The organism is Alistipes sp. CHKCI003 (assembly GCF_900021155.1).
Lineage (GTDB): Bacteria > Bacteroidota > Bacteroidia > Bacteroidales > Rikenellaceae > Alistipes > Alistipes excrementavium.
Window position 1 is genome coordinate 21,642 of record NZ_FCNT01000054.1, and the last position, 15,747, is coordinate 37,388.

A 15,747-nucleotide genomic window follows, 5' to 3' on the forward strand; every position below is an offset into this window, starting at 1 on the left:
TACACCATGAAACCGAGAAATAAATTCCAGCAGAAAGCAGTCGAAGCAAGCAAGAAACTGCCACCGCTGACCCCGGCACAGGAACGCTGGGCCTACACCAAAGTTATCGAATCGGTAGGTCGGCGCACGAGAAAAGGTGTCGTTACCTGCCTCGACTGTGGCGAGGTGTTCCACAACGACACCAAACGGAAATATTGCACCTGCCCCGCCTGCCGCACACGACTGCGGATAGAGGACACCCGCAAGCAGAAATTCCAGCAAAGGGAATACGCCACCTATATAACCGCCTGCGACGGGATGCAGGTTATCCGGGTGTTTATGGTAAACTACTATGCCAAAGTCGGACGACCGCTGAACCGCTTTTGCCACGAAGTCATGCAACGTTGGATAGCCCCCGACGGCAAATACTGCACCCTCGCCCGGCGCCGGGTATGGGGAACGATGTATTACGACCAATGGATTTATTTTTCTGATTTGGAACTACATGGAGAATCGTGGGTATATAATCAGATCGGTACGAATGACATTTACCCCCGTATGAAACTTATCCCCGAACTGAAACGAACGGGATATAAGGGCGGATTGTACGGTCAGACCCCTACGACCTTACTTTGTGTCCTGCTCTCGGATAACCGGGCGGAATCCCTGCTCAAAATGGGACAGGACAGCCTATTACAACTGTATTTGGAAGATAGAGGTCGCAGATTCGACAAGTATTGGCCGAGTATCCGTATCGCCGTCCGCAACGACTATAAAATCACGGATGCAACGACATGGTGCGACTATATAGACGCTTTGCGGACATTAGGTAAAGACCTGCACAGCCCCAAATACGTATGTCCCGCCGATCTTAAACGGGAACATGACCGCTGTATAGCCAAAATCGCCCGCAGGGAAGCCGAACGGGAAATAGCCGAAAACCTCTCCGCATATCTTCAGAAAGAGTGCGCCTACCATAGAGCCAAATCCAAATTCTTCAGCCTTATGTTCACTGACGGGCAAATCGCTGTCCGGGTGTTGGAGAGTGTGAAAGAAATCATCATGGAGGGTAAGGCCATGCACCATTGCGTCGGCACGAACGGATACTATAAAAAAGCCGATTCGCTCATCCTTTCGGCCACCATAGACGGCAAACGCATCGAAACCGTAGAGGTGTCCCTCTCCCAACTCAAAGTTATTCAAAGCCGGGGCGTATGTAACAAACAAACGGAGTACCACGACAAAATCGTGCGGCTCGTAAACGACAATATGCCCCTTATCCAAAAGCGCATTGCCGCCTAATTCATCCACCCGAACTATCAAGATTATGCAACCGAGAAATAGTTTTGAACAGCAAATAGAAGAGGCAGGGCGCACACTCCGTCCCATCTCCGCCCGGCAGATACGGTGGGCGTTCGACCGATGCTTCGTCCGCTACGGACGCAGGACGACAAAAGGCGTGATAACTTGCACCGAGTGCGGACACGCATGGACGGACAAGACGGCGCGGACGCATTGTATCTGCCCCGCGTGCCATACCCGGCTGACCATAGACGACAACCACCTGCGCCGGATTTACGACACGGCGGACTACGCCCTGTTTATGACCGTCCGGGGCGGGATGCAGGTATTACGCTTCGTACATCTGACCTACTATGTCCGTATCGGAGAAAGGGCGAAATACGTTCATTCCGAAGTCGTGCAGCGGTGGATCGCCCCGGACGGGCGATGCGCCACCCGTGCAAGACTCATAACGAACCGGCCTTTCTACAAAACGTGGAATTATACCACCTCGTTGGAACTGCGCCCCCATAAGCCGCTGTATAATATCCATCCCCGTTGTGTTCATCCCCAGCCGCAACTCCTGCCCGAACTGCGAAGAAGCGGTTACAACGGACAGTTTTACCACATATCCCCGCCGGAGATGTTCTGCGCCCTGCTGCGCGACAGCCGCGCCGAAACCCTGCTCAAAGCCGGACAGGTTACACTCTTGAAACACTTTGCCGAGAATCCCTGCACATTGGACGACTACTGGCCGAGTATCCGTATCGTTACCCGCAGCGGGTACGCAATTACCGATGCGGGAATGTGGTGCGACTATATAGACTTATTGCGTTTTTTTAATAAGGATTTACGAAACGCCAAATATGTGTGCCCCGCAGACCTCAAAGCGGAGCACGACCAATATGTAAGGCGGAAAATGGAATACTTACGCAAGCAGAAAGAGCAGGAACGCATACGGGAAGCGATGCGCCATGAGCAGGAATACCGGAACGCAAAAGGACATTTTTTCGGCCTCGACCTCACGGACGGCAAAATCCACGTCCGGGTCTTGGAGAGCATCGAGCAGTTCCGGCAGGAAGGCGAAGCCATGCACCATTGCGTCTTTACCAACGAATATTACCGCCGGGACGATTCGCTGATCCTCTCGGCCTCGATAGACGGCCAACGGCTCGAAACGGTCGAGGTTTCGCTATCCCGATTGGAGGTGGCGCAGAGCCGGGGCGTATGCAACAAGGACAGTCCGTACCACAAGCAGATTATAAAACTCGTTCAGCACAATATGCACCTTATAGAAAATCGACTGACAGCATAATCCTAAATCTTTCAATAATTAGAATCGGGGCGGCGAAAGCCGCCCATAACACCCAAACCATGAAAACAGACACGAATAACCAGAACCCGACCTACGAAATCCGGCAGAACGGAAAAGCCGTACTCCGGTCGGATTGCGAGTTTTCGCTTCCGATGATTTTCAACAACCTTACGGGGCGAAATTTTGCAAAGAAATCGGAATATCACGATTATATCCGATTTATCGCTATCAAAGAAATGGGCTTTACCTACGGGGAAATAGAACTTGTCAAAAACGGAGAGGTCGTGGCCAAAGGATATATCACGAAGAAATAAAATCGGGGCGGCAAAAGCCGCCGTTCAAACCTTTTATCAACCAAAAACAGACAAAACTATGGGAACATGGGGATCAGGAATCTACGAAAACGATTCTACGCGGGATTATATAGACGGGATCATCGACAACATATCGAACGCCGTCCGGGACATTGTAAAGTGGGATTATACGCTGTTGCACGCAGGGATGCCCCAAAGCGACCTGTTCATGTGCTACATCGACCTGTTGAACGCCATTTGCAGCCGACACGACCTGCACACATCATTACCGGATGCAGAGGTGGTTCGGAAATGGAAAGCCAAATACATGGAGGTTTGGGAGTTTACCGTCGGCGAGTGCGATCCGGCAGAGGATTACCGGAGAGAAAGGGCTGTCTTATTGAACGAGAGTTTCGATAACCTGATCGCCCTTGCAAGTAAGAAAAATAAATCGACAAAACTATGAAAAATCAAAAACACGACGAAAAAACGGTAAGAGCGTATGCCGTCCTTGCCCAACTCGAAACCCAATACCGGGTAAGAATTTGCGAGCACGACCACACGGCGATAGTCGTATCGGGCATTACCGAAAAACAACTCTCCGCCCTATGCCGGAGGTTGCATTGTTCTGGAATGTATAACAACACGGGACGGTTCGGGATCATCACCAATTTCGGAGAATATAAATAACAATCGGGGCGGCGACAGCCGCCCCATAACACCGACCACTATGAAAATCATCTACAAAGAGGGAACCCGCAAGACCCTCGCAGAATCTACCGGAGAAGTCCGTAGCGCAGTCGCCACAGCATTGGAACTCGTCGAGGGCAAGCACGGATTCAGAACGCCTTTCGAGATATGGCGCAACTGTGAATTAGTCATAACCATCGGATATAATATCTACACAACATCCGTCGAGATACGTCCCCCGGCTATGGCTTATATCAAACGCCGGAGTAATTGGCACAACCGATACGCTTACTATGCGGCCGGAGCATTTCGGGGAAATAACGACAACGCGGAAGTAGAACTTATTTAATGGAGAACAACACTGAAAACGACAGAGGTAAACAAGGAATTGATAGGCAGAAGGTGCGAGTGCATCAGCTTCGGCACAATGGTTACGGGAGCAATCGAGGACATAACCGTTACGAAATATACGGCGGAGGTAAAAGTGCGTTACGACGAGCCCCAGCGCTGGGGTAACGAAATTTTGCACAGCGGTTGGGCGCATGGGGACAAGGACGACGAATCCGGCTCTTTGAAGTACCTGCACCTGCTCCCCGAACCTGTCCGACCGGACTATGAAACACTTATCGTAACTTTTGCCGAGCCTATCCGCACGCTGGAGCGCCGTATCTTCGACGATCCGCAGGCGTGGGGCGTATCGACCCTGAAGGAGTGGATCGACGGCTACGAAAGCACCCGCTTTACGCAAATCAGCGACCGCACGGCGGTCGTAACCTCCGAATACAACATGATGAGCGTGCGCGAATGGCTCGCCCGGCATACCGAAATCGAAACCTGCAAAACGGCGTAACGATGGCACGGGAGAGAATCGACGACTGGATGCAGATGGCCAAAGACCTCGCCCGTGCCGAACGGGAACTGCAAATAGAACATTGGGTATATATCACGTTCGAGTACCGCGAGGACGACCGTTCGCGGGTCGTCCTGCATAAAATAGACATGCCCCGCAGGATGCTCGACCGCTGGCGGTGGCTCGTCGAGTGGCGCAGGGCAAAATACGTCTGCCAATACCCTCGTAAGGGCGTGCAGGTTTATTATTGTTACTACGACAAGCGGACGGGACTGCAAACCGGGTTCGGCTCCCTGCTCTCGTGCGTGGCAGCGGCGAAAGCGCAGATTACGAAAATCGGGCGTAAAATGGAGGAATACGTTAGTTACATGAGCGGTAACGATCTGTTTTTCGACCCGACGACAGACGAAAAATTGCGCTGCGCCAAAAAGAAATTGGCGCAGAAAAGGGCCAAGTTTGCCGAACTGTGCGCCCTGCTCCAAAGCGAGGTCGCCAAACACCGGGCCAATCCCGGTATCTACAAACTGTTCATCGGTTTTCGCAAGCTGGGTGAATTTACGGACATCCCGCAAGCCCGCAAATTCGCCGAAGAAAGCGGCGAAACAGGGACTTTCAACCTTATCGGCGACTGTTTTCGGGATAGTTGGTACCAGTCGAAACGTATCGGAGAAGCCGGAAATTAAATCTTGAAATTCGGCGCAAACGAAAAATCGACGGTTTGAAACCGTCGATTTTTCGTTTGCGGAACGCCGCCCCGGCAGGAGTATCGGCATATCGGTCAGTAATTCTTATTGAGCCATATCCCGAAAAACTTGTCGTAAATGCGGTAAACGCCCTGCTCGTGCGTAACGAAATCCTTTTCGAGCAATCCTTTGAGCGCCGCCTGCACCGAACTCGGAGAAGGCAGACTGTATTTCTGAACGAACTCCCCGGAGGTAACGGCACGGGCAGCGCCTTCCTTGCTTATGGCGATAAGCAGCTCTTTCTGTCTTTCGGGCAGGCGGAACAATATCTCCTGATAGGTGTATTTGTAAGAATCGAGAATATTGCCCAACGCTTCGGGGAGCATCTCCGCCCTGCATTCTCCTCTTTCCGGTGTGATACCGTACAGCATGTTGAGCATCTTCTGCACATACCATGTCACCCCGTCGAAACGGTCGTAAATGTCGGCGACGACACCTTGCCCGATTTTTCGGCCGCTATTTTCAAAATGCCTGCGGGCGAAGTTTTCGTACTCCGACAACCCGATACACTCCAGATACATCATCGACACGCTTTGGTAAAAGGGGCGCGAGGCGTTGGCGAACATATTGCCCATGACGTGCCGCTGGCTGCCCGCGAAGATAAAACGGGCGTTGCGACAATGTTGTATGTGGGTGCGCAGCAACGCTTCCACATTCTTTTCCGTGTAATAGGCCACCTGCTGAAATTCGTCGATGGCGACGATTATCGGACGGGAGGCTTTCTCCAGATAGCGGAATATCTCGTCGAGCGTCGCTTCCGTAGAGCGGATGTCGCCCAGTTGCAGGTTGAAGCTGGGATTACCCGCCGGGTCGAACGTAATGCCGCCTTGCAGGGATTTGACGCTGTTCCAGAAACTTTCGATGGCTTTTTTGCCGAAAGGCTTCAGACCATCGACGATGACCCGGCTCAAGGAAAATACCAGGTCGCGCAACGATTTGGTCGCATAAATATCGACGAAAAACGTATAATAGTTATCTTTGATCTCCGGACTGTTAAAACAGTGCTGTATAAGCCCTGTCTTACCCATACGGCGCGTGGAGATCAGCGCCAGATTATTGCCGTTGATCACCTCCCGAATAAGGTTTTCGCTCTCTTGTTCGCGGTCGCAGAAATACTCGGCGGATTCGTAGCCGCTGGTTATAAAGGGATTTTTCAGTGGTTTCATACAATCGTTTATTATTACGCAAAGATAATTATTATTAAATAATAATCAAATCTAAATCTACCTTCACCATGTTGCATATCTGCCGAACCGCATGATAATCTACGGTTTCAGCCCGGTTTTCTTTTTAGAATGTGCGGCCAGCTTTTTCGCCACGTCGGGCAACTGCCTTGCCGGCTTTTCAACGGATGTTACGACGGTTTCGGTCTGTTCTTTCGGGGCCGGAACCGGCGGTCGGCGAAGGTTGGGATAGTCATGCCGCAGAATATGGTCGGCCCGTTGCCGGATCAGAGCCATAGCCTGTTGTTTTTCCGTCTCTGTCGTGGCTTTGGTAAAGCGTTCGGCCAAGTTGTCGAACCAGTCCCGATAGGAGAAGAAATTGGGGAACTTATCCCGTATCATAGGGTCTGTGCACTCTGGCGAAGCAAGGTGCAACAGGCAGGCAATGTTATAGGTATGTTCGGACAAAAAAATATCCGATCCTTTATCCATCCTGGCGAAGCGAACGAAATTTTCTCTTGTCGCCGACATATCGTAACGTTCGCGTTCGGTATGGATACCGATTTCCGTCATATCCGTATAACAGTCGGCCGAAAGCACTCCGAACGGCTCCGGCTCGCTGCTGTATAGCCTGTCGAGATCAATAACGGGGTTGATCCTTGCCCGTTGCACTTCATCGGGTATTACGTCTATCGTTCTGAAAAACGTGATGTCAAGCCGGGGATCGAAAAATTTGTCTGCAAGGAAATCCTTATACCTCTTTTGCAATTTCCGTCCTTCCGGCGTATTATCGAACAGCAGTACGCCCCGGTCGGTCTCGATGCCCGTATAGGTATTGATTCCGAGAAGCTGCTCTCGATCGGAATACCGGGATACGGCCCGCCGATAGTCCGAATTTTTTTTCAATTCCTGCTCGGAATTTTCCGGCAGCAACGGATCGAGGCCGTTCTGATAGCAGTATATGGCCGGATAGAGCCGGCAGGTGTTCAGCGGTTTCAAGCCCTGCTCCTTGATGGCATCCGACAGTTTGCGCGGAAACATCGGGATATTCTCGTAAGGTTTCCATACCCGGTCGGGGTCGGCAAAGCGGTAATGTACGAAAAAACTGTTCGGGTAAGGCGTCAGCCAATCTTTGAGTATTATTTCCGTGCAATGATTGATAAAATGACCGAAGTTTTTATAATATCTCCCGTTTGCCGATACAGCCTGTGTTTTTCCTTCCGGTGAAAGCATCATATAAACGTCGCCCGGCTCCCGACGGTCGCCGGAGTTCATCGTTCTGTTTTCTTCTGTCGTTTTCATCGCTATTGGTTTCAATTGTAGTTTTAGAATTTCGGTTTCATGGAGGATTTGCGCTGCAGTTTTATGGGCTGCACCCGCTTCTGTTGGGGCGTAACGTTCCGCAGGGTCAGCGATTCTTTCTTACGGTCGTAGCGAACTTCGCAATTCTCGAAGATTTTGGTATCCGTTTCCACGTTCCGTAAACGGATCGTTTCGCCCCCGTAGAGCCGTTTGCTGTCGTCATAGGAAATCGGTTGGCGGAGTAGCTCGTCCATCTTTCGGGCGAATATATAAACATTGTCTTCGCACCTGATCCGATCCGGAGTGTAAATATCCAGTTCGGAATCGCTCTTAAAGGCATACAGGCACATATCCGCCGTGCGTATGTCGTGGGGAACCCATTGAATCGCCTGCGGATGATTTTTGACGGCGGCTTCGCCAACCTGCTGCGTGATGACCTCTTTCGGTACGAAGCGCAAGATATGCCCGTTTTTACGTGCGGCTTCCAACGCTACTTCTTCCGAAATGGCTTTGGGACGCATTACGGTCATCAAAAAGTCGATTGTTTTAGGATTATCCTGCTCCCGAACCATTTGCAGAGCTATCGACGGCTCTGTCAACGCACCGGCGATGCTGTAATCGGTCTTATCCTTTCCGTAAGTATTGTCGAAAGCCTCTTTGCACATCTCATAAGTCCGGTCATCTTCGGGTATTCCCCGCAGGTTCAACGGATTCTTCCTGACCAAATCCGTATAGAACTCCGGGCTTTTCATCGTTTCCGGGATAAACTCTATGGCATACGGACTGCGACGTATGGCTTCCATGCACAACTCCGGTGTTTTAAGGGCTTCCGGAACCATTTTGAGATAGCTTCCGTCGTACCGTACCGCCGTTTCGCACAGCTCCTTATCCTTGAATTTTTCGGGAATATTGTAGAACAGTTCGGGTTCTTTGGTGAAGATCATCTCCGCCAGCTTCGGGGTCATATAGTCCGGATTCATACTGTCCAGAAAATATTTGGTTCGAGAGTATCCCTCGCAACGCTCCAACAACTGCTCGTGGATCTCTTTGTAGGGAATGTACCGAAGTACCCGCAGGTCATAGCTCGAATACAATGCCTCATGGCACATCTCCCGTGTCAGCAGTTCCGGCTTGAAATACTGAATGGCGGCAGGGTCGTTCACCATCGCTTTCCGGTACAGGTCGGGGGTATGTAATGCCTCCGGCACATAAGGAAGTGCATGGATGCTGGACGATACGGCCGCCTCGCACATACGCTTCGTGCGCAAATGTTCCGGTACGTCGTGCAGCATGATCCCGTCGCTCTGTACCGCCGCCGTGCATACCATCCTTGTTTTCCACCTCCCCGGCAGGGCCGTCAGACACGACGGGTCGGTACGAACCCCGTACAGGGCAATGTGTTCATCCATCACCTCCGGTTCGATGTCTGCCAACAAACCTACCATATCGGCGCCTTCCTGCCGGTATTTTTTTATGCCTTCCAGACACACGTCGGCATAGAAAATGAATTGAAGGACGCTCCGGTTTTCGCGGAGTTTGGCCAGCGGGGCGTTAAGGGCCAGCCGGCACATCTGCGGGGTTTTTATCGCTTGGGGCACGAACTCCAACACCCAACCATCTTTCGCTACTGCATCCATGCACATCTTCCGGGTCTTGATCCGGTCGGGCACATAAGGCAGGGCCCATACATTGTTTTGCACCGCCGCTTCGCACAGGGCCTCTGTTCGGCGCTCCTGCGGCACGAACAGCAGCGCCGGCCCGTAACGTTCTACGGCGGCCTTGCACATCGAGGGCGTTTTCAGTTCCTCCGGCACATAGTCGAGCGCAAAATCCCAGCTTTGCACGGCCGTATAACACAGCTTTTCGGTGCGCATATCGCGGGGAACGTATCGGATATTCTCTCCGTCGATCTCGACGGCGCGGCGGCATACCGCCTCGGTACGCCGCTCCAAAGGAAGGGTCATCAACATATTATGTTTCCGGCCGCCTCGTTCGATCAGGGCAATATCCCGTTTTTCCTGTTCTGTCATAAGGTTTTCAAATTAAAAATGCCCGACTTTGGCCGGGCAATGATGTTCGTTTGAGACTATTGCTCTTCGCCGCCCGTATCGCTGTCGTTCTGGAACGTGAAGCTCTTTTGCACCACCTGTCCCATATTGTCCTCGATATAGACGTCGATGGTCTGCTGGTCGTCGCTGCGGGAGGTGTAATAAAGACGGAACGAGAAGCGTTCCAGCGGATAGCGGTCGTTGGGCAGGAACACCGTCCCGTCGTCCATCCGCAGTTCTCCCTTGCCGTCGGGTTGGAAATAGCGGATCGTGTAGCGGGCGTCGGCATACTCCCCCTCACGAACCAGCGTACAGCGTATCTCGGCGGTTTCGCCTACGCCGATACGCTTGGGTACGGGCATCGTTTCCAACGAGAAACTGTACGCCTGCTGAATGTCCAGATCTTTGTCGCAGGATGCGAGCAGTCCGAGTGCGGCCATCACCGCAAAAAATAACTTTTTCATCACTTTTCGGTTTATTTGCATTTGTAATCCGCGAAGTCCATCGCGTTGAACAATCGTTTGTTGTTGCACCAGTAGGCCAGCCGCCACGCCTCCCGCGAGGGTTTGGCGTCGCCCGAAAAATCCCGGTACGGCTGTGCGAAGGGCACGCAGCCCAACGCCTTCAGCTCCCGAATACGTTCCAGCGCATCGCCGATGTCGTCGCGCACCAGCACGTAGAAGAACAGTTTGCGGGGCGACAAGCCACATTTGACGAGCAGTTTTACGACGTTATGTACATCCTCCTGCACGGCACAGCTGTCGTAGGCCATCCGCAGGAAGCGCAGCCACCTGACCCGTGCGAGCAGCTCTGCGAGTTCCGGGTTGCGGGCGATACGCCGCACGTCGAGCCCCTGATTGAAGTCCACCCGCACGCCCAAGCGGACGATCTTTTCGATCTGCGCGAGGCCCCATGCGGAGGCCAGCACGTTGTTGTCGAGCAGCACGGCCCGTTTGCGTCCTGCAAGGAACTCTTCGATGTCGGCATGGGGCCGGATAGCGCCCTCTTTGTGCGGCACCACGCACCACGGGCAGCGGTTCGGGCATCCGCGCGTGAGAAAGCCGTAGGCTTCGCCCACGCCGTAGAGCGAGTAATCCGGACATGTATGTTCGACCGCCTCCGGCAGTGTCGTCGTATAATCGCGGTAGCCCGTTCCGCCGCGTATCACCTCGCAGCGGTATTCATCCCGGCAATCGGGCGTATGGGTAAAGACCTTCGATAAATACACTTTGTCGTAACGCCCCGCCATGGGATCGGCAAATTCCACCGTATCGCCCTGGAGCTTATGCCACGCCGAAAGTTTCATCAGCGCGAGGTTCGGGAAGTTGTGCCCGTCCACATCCACCAATCCGATTCGCATGGCCTCCTTACTGTTTTGAGGGTTCGGATTCCCGTTCCAGCCGAGAACGGGCTATGGCGACGTATTCCGGATTCGGCTCGATGCCGATGTAGTGGCGTCCCAGCCTGCGGGCGACGAGGGCCGTCGTTCCGCTTCCCAGAAACGGATCGAGAACTACGCCGCCCGGCGAACACCCCGCCTCGATGGGTGTCTCGATCAATTTCTGCGGATAGGGGGCGTAGTGCTTCTCGTGGCTGATTTCGGTCGTAATCCGCCAAACCGTCCGTTTGTTCCTGCCTTGAAGGTCATTTCTGGATTTCGAACCTGTCGGTTGTTCCGGCTGTCTGGATATTCTGTTCGTCTCATTCCCGGCATAAGGTTCGAACTGTTGCCGGAAGTCGTATTTCGGGGATTTGGCGAAGAAAAACACCTTCTCGAAATCCACCGTAAAACGGTCTTTGACAGGGGTAGGCACAGCCGAGGGCTTGTACCATATTATCTCGTTGCGCAGTATCCACCCCCGCAGGATCATCATCTCGGCGAACAGCCCCGGAATATTGCACAGCGATTTGTGCGGAACCCGGTGCATCGACAGATCGACGCGCAGTGTTTTCAGACAATGGGCGTTTTTACCCGGCGGCCAATCGTCTGGGCGGTTGTATTTATTGAGTTTGCTGTACGAATCGCCGAGGTTCACCCAAAGCGTTCCCGTGTTTTTCAATACGCGGCGGCACTCGTCGAAGATGCCCACGAGATGCTCCAAGAACATCTCGCGGGAGGGTTCTTGCCCCAACTGCCCCAGCCATCCGCCGCAACTGCGGCAGATGGCGTAATCGTCGAAATCGTGTTCACAATCCTGCTGCCCGCCGAACAGTATCGGAGAGAGTCCGTAATCCCTGAGCTGCCAGTACGGGGGCGAGGTTACGATACAGTCGATGGAGTTGTCGGGCAGCCGGCCGAGGCCGGAGGCCGCATCCGTATTAAAAATTACATCCGTTCGCATTGCATTCGCTCTTTAATGTCCAGTTCCCGTATTGCTGTCCGGCACTTCGTCCCAAGGGTTGTCCTCCGGAATCTCGATGTCCGTCTGTGGGCGTTTCAGGGTTTCCGTTGTTTCTTCCTCATACAGTTTGGCGCACGAGGTAAAGGCCATAGCCGCTGTCAGCAGCATCGTGGCCGCGATCGCTCTTTTTCTCATCGTCAGTCATCGGTTAAAAGGTTGGATATTTCCGGGTCAAGCCTGCCCCGGTATTCGAATGTCTCTTTCAGCTCGCACGCCCGCTCGAACCATTTGCGCCCTTCCTCCCTGCGGCCCAGCCGCGAGCAGGCGATGGCTTTCAGGTAGCACGCCTCGGCCGATTCGGGCAGCGCGGAGAGCACTTCGTAAGCGCGGTCGTCATGGCCGAGCGAGAGCAGCGCGATAGCCGTATTTCGGTCATGGTAAGGAGCCAATATCGTGAGGGCTTCGTCGTAGCGCCTTTCGTCGAGCAGCTTCACGCCCCGCGCGTAGAGCGTATCGAGTACGGTCGTATGGATCGTATCCTTCACCATGCCCACGCGCCGCAGGTCGTATTTGAAATCGACCGAGCGCAGCAGCGGATAGAGCCGCTCCCGGATATATTTATACTCCTGCGGATACCTGCCTCGCAGGGTCGCTTCGCGCCGGTCGGGATTCTTCTCCGCACCGAGCAGCGCAAGGATCGCCTCGCGGTGCGGCAGACTGTCCGAGGCGGCGATCAAGCGCCCCAGCTCCGTCCAGTTCTCGCCTACGGAGCGCACGGCGATCAGCGTATCGACCTGCCGCCCGAAACGCTCGCCCAGACGCCGTTTGAGCGACAGGGCACGCTCGCGCGCCAGACGCTCGTTGAGCGCGAGCGCTCCTTCCGGTGATGCCGAAGCGGTCAGCACGATGCTGTCCACATAAAACTCCCGCTGGTTTATCAGTCCGTCCATCAGGGATTCGATGCGGGCGAGCTGGACGGCGTTGGTTTCCAGCGTGTCGATAATGTCCGATTTGCCGACTTTGAAGGCAAGGTAGTTGCGGTCTTTGACCACGGCATACTTCTCGATCACTTTGATCAGGTAGCGCTTCGTGGTGTCCGCGAAGGTCAGCATCGAGGATATGTTGTATTCCAGCGTATCGAGCGGCGGCATATCGTAACGGCTGCCGTCCAGCCCTACGACCGCTCCCTCAAGTGTGACGTGCATCGTCTTGCCTTCGCCTTTGGTCGGTACTTCCTGCGTGTAGTAATAGCTGATCTTCTCACGGCCTTCGACGATGGAATCCAGCCGCACGCCCTCCGGATAGGGGTGCTTGACGAAGCGCTCGAAAGCACGCTGTTCGGCAGCCGCATCGGGCTTGAAGATCCGCACGTATTGGTCGAACTGCCAATAGTTGCGATCCTGCACGCGGCTGAACAGCCCGCCCCGGATACTGATCTGCTGAAGTGGCACGAGACTGTCCGTCTTATGGAGCATGGGTGTTACGGCCACGCTCCGGCAGTTGCCCTGCAACTGGCGCGGCAGCTCGATCACGAAGTCGATGCGGACCTTGCCCATACGCTCGGCGACGGTGCGCGATTTGGCCACCACGACCACCTCGTCGAGTTCGAACGACATGACGCGCTCGCCGTTTTCGAGCGTAGTCGTAGGCAGGAAATAGATGGGTCTCAGGCTGTCGCGGTGCTTGTATTCGACATATTGCGGTGCGGACTCCTTTTTCGGCTCCTGCTTTTGTTCTTTGGGCGCATAGTTCGCCCGTGCGCCCAAGCCCCGGCGCTGAAGCCTGCCCGTAACGGTACAACCGCCCAGCAGCAGGCACACGACGAGGCTGTGCAATAACATCTTCTTCATTGTTTTATAACTTTTTTCTTATCATAAGCCGAGAAGACGGGCCCGACTACCTCCATGTAATCGACGCTTGTGCTTGTTGACTTTGCCCGTAGATGTCCGTAATCGTAAAGACGAATTCCGTTCGCTCGGCATAGGAAGAGTTGGCGGTAAAAATATGTTGTCCGGCTTCGAGGGTTACAGGGCTGTCGGGGCGTAACATGGAACCGCCATACGAAACCCTGCAATTCGTCGAGGTCGTCGTATAACTTACGGTATAGTCGCCCGCGTATTCGGTCGAACGGATGATCAGCGTCATCGGACTGTCCGAATAGAGAGCCGCCGAGGACATAGTTTGTACCATTGCGGAGAATTTCGGATAACGGGACGTTACCGTGCATTGCCGCTGTACGCTATGGCCGCTGCCGTCGCTTACCCGCACCGTAACCGTCAGGTCGCCGGTGACACGGGTGTCGAGCAAGAAACTGTGGGTTCCATTGCCTAACATGGCTTCGTTGCCGCCGAGCCCTGTCCCTGCGGGAAATACGAAAACGGCCTGCGGATCGGAACAAGTGAAGGTAGAGATTGCGGCGTCATCGCTTCCACTGATTTCCAACGTAAAAGTGGCGGGATTGCCGACGACGATTGCCGAAGGCGGTGTCAGCGTAACATCGAGAGAGGGTTTTTCGACCGCCTCTGTCGTCAGCGTACGGCGAATTTCATAGTCATAGGCATCCCGCAGGACGAATGTCAGTACGGCTTCGCCTGCAACTGTCGGGCAGTATCCGATCCGTGCTGTTTTAATTCCGGCTCCGCCGGGTAATGCGACGGGAATTCCGGTCGTCATGGCTGCACCGTCGAATGTTATCGTACCTTCGCCCTTCTCCTGTTCGACGGTCAGCGTGTAGCGACCGTCGGGATCGGTGCTCTCGACCCTCATCTCGGTAAAAATATCGTCGCCCACGCAGCACGTCCGAGGTAGTTCCGTGAAGGTCGCTCCGAGCGTCGAAAGACGCATATCCGTCGCATTGGCCCCCGAAATCATCACATCGAGGTTATAATGACAGTTACGCAGGATGTCGAAAGAGGTCGTGACGTTGCTGCCGGGATAGATGTAATAATCGACCTTACGGCCTGATGCCTCGCCTTCAAGATGGATACAGGTGGCGTATTGCGGGGCGTTTTCGCGGCTGCGCTGCCGCGGGTCGGTGATACCCGGCACTTCGCCCTGAGCGTTTTCGGGAAGGTAAAGAACAACGGAGTAGCTGCGTCCGGAAAGGACGCTCTTCGGAAAGGATGTCACTTCGCTGTCCGTTGTGGGTTTGCTTCCAGCGAAGAACGGCACGCAGGACGGTACGCCCGTTACCTGACAGGATCGGAGTTCGAAATCCGTAAAGGCGCCGGCCGTCGTGATGTTCAGAGTCAGTTTTGCCACACATCGCCGGAGGAGTATCGTTACATCGGTAGCCCCCGATACGGTGAAAGACTGCCGGCCGCTCATCGCAAACCTTTCATCGGTATCTCCCGATACATCGAGAACGTACATCGCTTCCTGCAATCGCAGGAGCGTCATCGGCCCCATATCTTCCCTCGTATTGGCGATGGCATACGCTTCGTAACGGCCGTGGGCTATCGTTATCGTCCGCGAAGCGTTCCCCGCGGTCAGATAGTGATGTTCCAGCGAACCCGTCTGCACGTTATGCAGGTAAAGGTTCACGTCTGCAATGGCATTTTCATCCTCCGAACTTCGTGTCGAAAATCCGTTGTCCGCAGCCGTAAAAGATATTTCCACCTGCGAAGCGACAGCTTCGGGGGACTGCGGCCCATCGGGCGGATAGCTGCCGCTATCCTTCGTGCAGGATGCGAACAGAAGCGGCAATAATCCTAAAAACAAGAGCTTTTTCATATCTCGGTA

17 protein-coding genes are annotated in these 15,747 nt (G+C 53.9%); 8 read left to right on the forward strand and 9 right to left on the reverse strand.

The annotated features are described in order from the left end of the window. Positions 1-6: 6 nt before the first annotated feature. From BN3659_RS07050 to BN3659_RS07085, 8 genes are read left to right on the forward strand one after another with little or no spacing between them, the layout of a single operon-like run. Positions 7-1,281, forward strand: a complete 1,275-nt coding sequence (locus tag BN3659_RS07050; RefSeq protein ID WP_091535664.1) for a PcfJ domain-containing protein — start codon at positions 7-9, stop codon at positions 1,279-1,281. A 25-nt stretch (positions 1,282-1,306) separates the two neighbouring features. Next, positions 1,307-2,575 carry a PcfJ domain-containing protein gene (locus tag BN3659_RS07055; RefSeq protein ID WP_091535665.1) on the forward strand — a complete coding sequence of 423 codons (1,269 nt, stop codon included), beginning with the start codon at positions 1,307-1,309 and terminating at the stop codon, positions 2,573-2,575. A gap of 59 nt (positions 2,576-2,634) precedes the next feature. Beyond that, complete coding sequence (locus BN3659_RS07060) at positions 2,635-2,889, forward strand: DUF7688 family protein (protein ID WP_091535667.1); 255 nt, start codon at positions 2,635-2,637, stop codon at positions 2,887-2,889. Between the two features lie 58 nt (positions 2,890-2,947). Continuing rightward, a complete protein-coding gene (locus BN3659_RS07065; RefSeq protein ID WP_091535668.1) occupies positions 2,948-3,334 on the forward strand; it encodes a hypothetical protein in 387 nt (128 codons plus the stop codon). Then, positions 3,331-3,558 carry a hypothetical protein gene (locus BN3659_RS07070; protein ID WP_091535670.1) on the forward strand — a complete coding sequence of 76 codons (228 nt, stop codon included), beginning with the start codon at positions 3,331-3,333 and terminating at the stop codon, positions 3,556-3,558. Before BN3659_RS07065 ends, BN3659_RS07070 begins: the two co-directional genes overlap by 4 nt. A gap of 40 nt (positions 3,559-3,598) precedes the next feature. Continuing rightward, the gene (locus BN3659_RS07075) at positions 3,599-3,907 is read left to right on the forward strand and encodes a hypothetical protein (RefSeq protein ID WP_032135192.1); all 309 of its coding nucleotides are present in this window, start codon (positions 3,599-3,601) and stop codon (positions 3,905-3,907) included. Positions 3,908-3,919: 12 nt separating this feature from the next. Beyond that, entirely contained in the window at positions 3,920-4,408 is a 489-nt protein-coding gene (locus BN3659_RS07080; RefSeq protein ID WP_091535672.1) for a DUF7258 domain-containing protein, read from the forward strand. Between the two features lie 2 nt (positions 4,409-4,410). After that, on the forward strand, positions 4,411-5,091 hold the full coding sequence (locus tag BN3659_RS07085; protein ID WP_032135190.1) for a hypothetical protein: 681 nt from the start codon (positions 4,411-4,413) through the stop codon (positions 5,089-5,091). A 95-nt stretch (positions 5,092-5,186) separates the two neighbouring features. Here the strand turns inward: BN3659_RS07085 and BN3659_RS07090 are convergent, their stop codons facing one another. From BN3659_RS07090 to BN3659_RS07135, 9 genes are all read right to left on the reverse strand, one after another. After that, positions 5,187-6,317 (reverse strand): AAA family ATPase, encoded by a 1,131-nt coding sequence (locus BN3659_RS07090; RefSeq protein WP_032135189.1) that lies wholly within the window; start codon positions 6,315-6,317, stop codon positions 5,187-5,189. A gap of 99 nt (positions 6,318-6,416) precedes the next feature. After that, positions 6,417-7,616: a DUF6047 family protein gene (locus tag BN3659_RS07095; protein WP_091535674.1), complete on the reverse strand. Its 1,200-nt coding sequence runs from the start codon at positions 7,614-7,616 to the stop codon at positions 6,417-6,419. A gap of 23 nt (positions 7,617-7,639) precedes the next feature. Then, on the reverse strand, positions 7,640-9,646 hold the full coding sequence (locus BN3659_RS07100) for a DUF4116 domain-containing protein (RefSeq protein WP_141682529.1): 2,007 nt from the start codon (positions 9,644-9,646) through the stop codon (positions 7,640-7,642). Between the two features lie 56 nt (positions 9,647-9,702). Then, a complete protein-coding gene (locus tag BN3659_RS07110; RefSeq protein ID WP_171847728.1) occupies positions 9,703-10,128 on the reverse strand; it encodes a DUF3872 domain-containing protein in 426 nt (141 codons plus the stop codon). Between the two features lie 11 nt (positions 10,129-10,139). After that, entirely contained in the window at positions 10,140-11,024 is an 885-nt protein-coding gene (locus tag BN3659_RS07115) for a radical SAM protein (protein WP_091535680.1), read from the reverse strand. Positions 11,025-11,031: 7 nt separating this feature from the next. After that, complete coding sequence (locus BN3659_RS07120) at positions 11,032-12,006, reverse strand: DNA-methyltransferase (protein WP_091535681.1); 975 nt, start codon at positions 12,004-12,006, stop codon at positions 11,032-11,034. 12 nt (positions 12,007-12,018) lie between these two features. Then, a complete protein-coding gene (locus BN3659_RS07125; RefSeq protein ID WP_091535683.1) occupies positions 12,019-12,201 on the reverse strand; it encodes a hypothetical protein in 183 nt (60 codons plus the stop codon). A gap of 2 nt (positions 12,202-12,203) precedes the next feature. After that, entirely contained in the window at positions 12,204-13,856 is a 1,653-nt protein-coding gene (locus BN3659_RS07130; RefSeq protein ID WP_317041650.1) for a tetratricopeptide repeat protein, read from the reverse strand. A 46-nt stretch (positions 13,857-13,902) separates the two neighbouring features. Further along, positions 13,903-15,738: a DUF4906 domain-containing protein gene (locus BN3659_RS07135; protein ID WP_091535685.1), complete on the reverse strand. Its 1,836-nt coding sequence runs from the start codon at positions 15,736-15,738 to the stop codon at positions 13,903-13,905. Positions 15,739-15,747: the final 9 nt, after the last annotated feature.

Bases quoted from the DNA above. Each gene is read 5' to 3' on its own strand.
- BN3659_RS07050 (WP_091535664.1), top strand. From the start codon at position 7: ATGAAACCGAGAAATAAATTCCAGCAGAAAGCAGTCGAAGCAAGCAAG.
- BN3659_RS07055 (WP_091535665.1), top strand. From the start codon at position 1,307: ATGCAACCGAGAAATAGTTTTGAACAGCAAATAGAAGAGGCAGGGCGC.
- BN3659_RS07060 (WP_091535667.1), top strand. From the start codon at position 2,635: ATGAAAACAGACACGAATAACCAGAACCCGACCTACGAAATCCGGCAG.
- BN3659_RS07065 (WP_091535668.1), top strand. From the start codon at position 2,948: ATGGGAACATGGGGATCAGGAATCTACGAAAACGATTCTACGCGGGAT.
- BN3659_RS07070 (WP_091535670.1), top strand. From the start codon at position 3,331: ATGAAAAATCAAAAACACGACGAAAAAACGGTAAGAGCGTATGCCGTC.
- BN3659_RS07075 (WP_032135192.1), top strand. From the start codon at position 3,599: ATGAAAATCATCTACAAAGAGGGAACCCGCAAGACCCTCGCAGAATCT.
- BN3659_RS07085 (WP_032135190.1), top strand. From the start codon at position 4,411: ATGGCACGGGAGAGAATCGACGACTGGATGCAGATGGCCAAAGACCTC.
- BN3659_RS07090 (WP_032135189.1), bottom strand. From the start codon at position 6,317: ATGAAACCACTGAAAAATCCCTTTATAACCAGCGGCTACGAATCCGCC.
- BN3659_RS07095 (WP_091535674.1), bottom strand. From the start codon at position 7,616: ATGAAAACGACAGAAGAAAACAGAACGATGAACTCCGGCGACCGTCGG.
- BN3659_RS07100 (WP_141682529.1), bottom strand. From the start codon at position 9,646: ATGACAGAACAGGAAAAACGGGATATTGCCCTGATCGAACGAGGCGGC.
- BN3659_RS07110 (WP_171847728.1), bottom strand. From the start codon at position 10,128: ATGAAAAAGTTATTTTTTGCGGTGATGGCCGCACTCGGACTGCTCGCA.
- BN3659_RS07115 (WP_091535680.1), bottom strand. From the start codon at position 11,024: ATGCGAATCGGATTGGTGGATGTGGACGGGCACAACTTCCCGAACCTC.
- BN3659_RS07120 (WP_091535681.1), bottom strand. From the start codon at position 12,006: ATGCGAACGGATGTAATTTTTAATACGGATGCGGCCTCCGGCCTCGGC.
- BN3659_RS07125 (WP_091535683.1), bottom strand. From the start codon at position 12,201: ATGAGAAAAAGAGCGATCGCGGCCACGATGCTGCTGACAGCGGCTATG.
- BN3659_RS07130 (WP_317041650.1), bottom strand. From the start codon at position 13,856: ATGAAGAAGATGTTATTGCACAGCCTCGTCGTGTGCCTGCTGCTGGGC.
- BN3659_RS07135 (WP_091535685.1), bottom strand. From the start codon at position 15,738: ATGAAAAAGCTCTTGTTTTTAGGATTATTGCCGCTTCTGTTCGCATCC.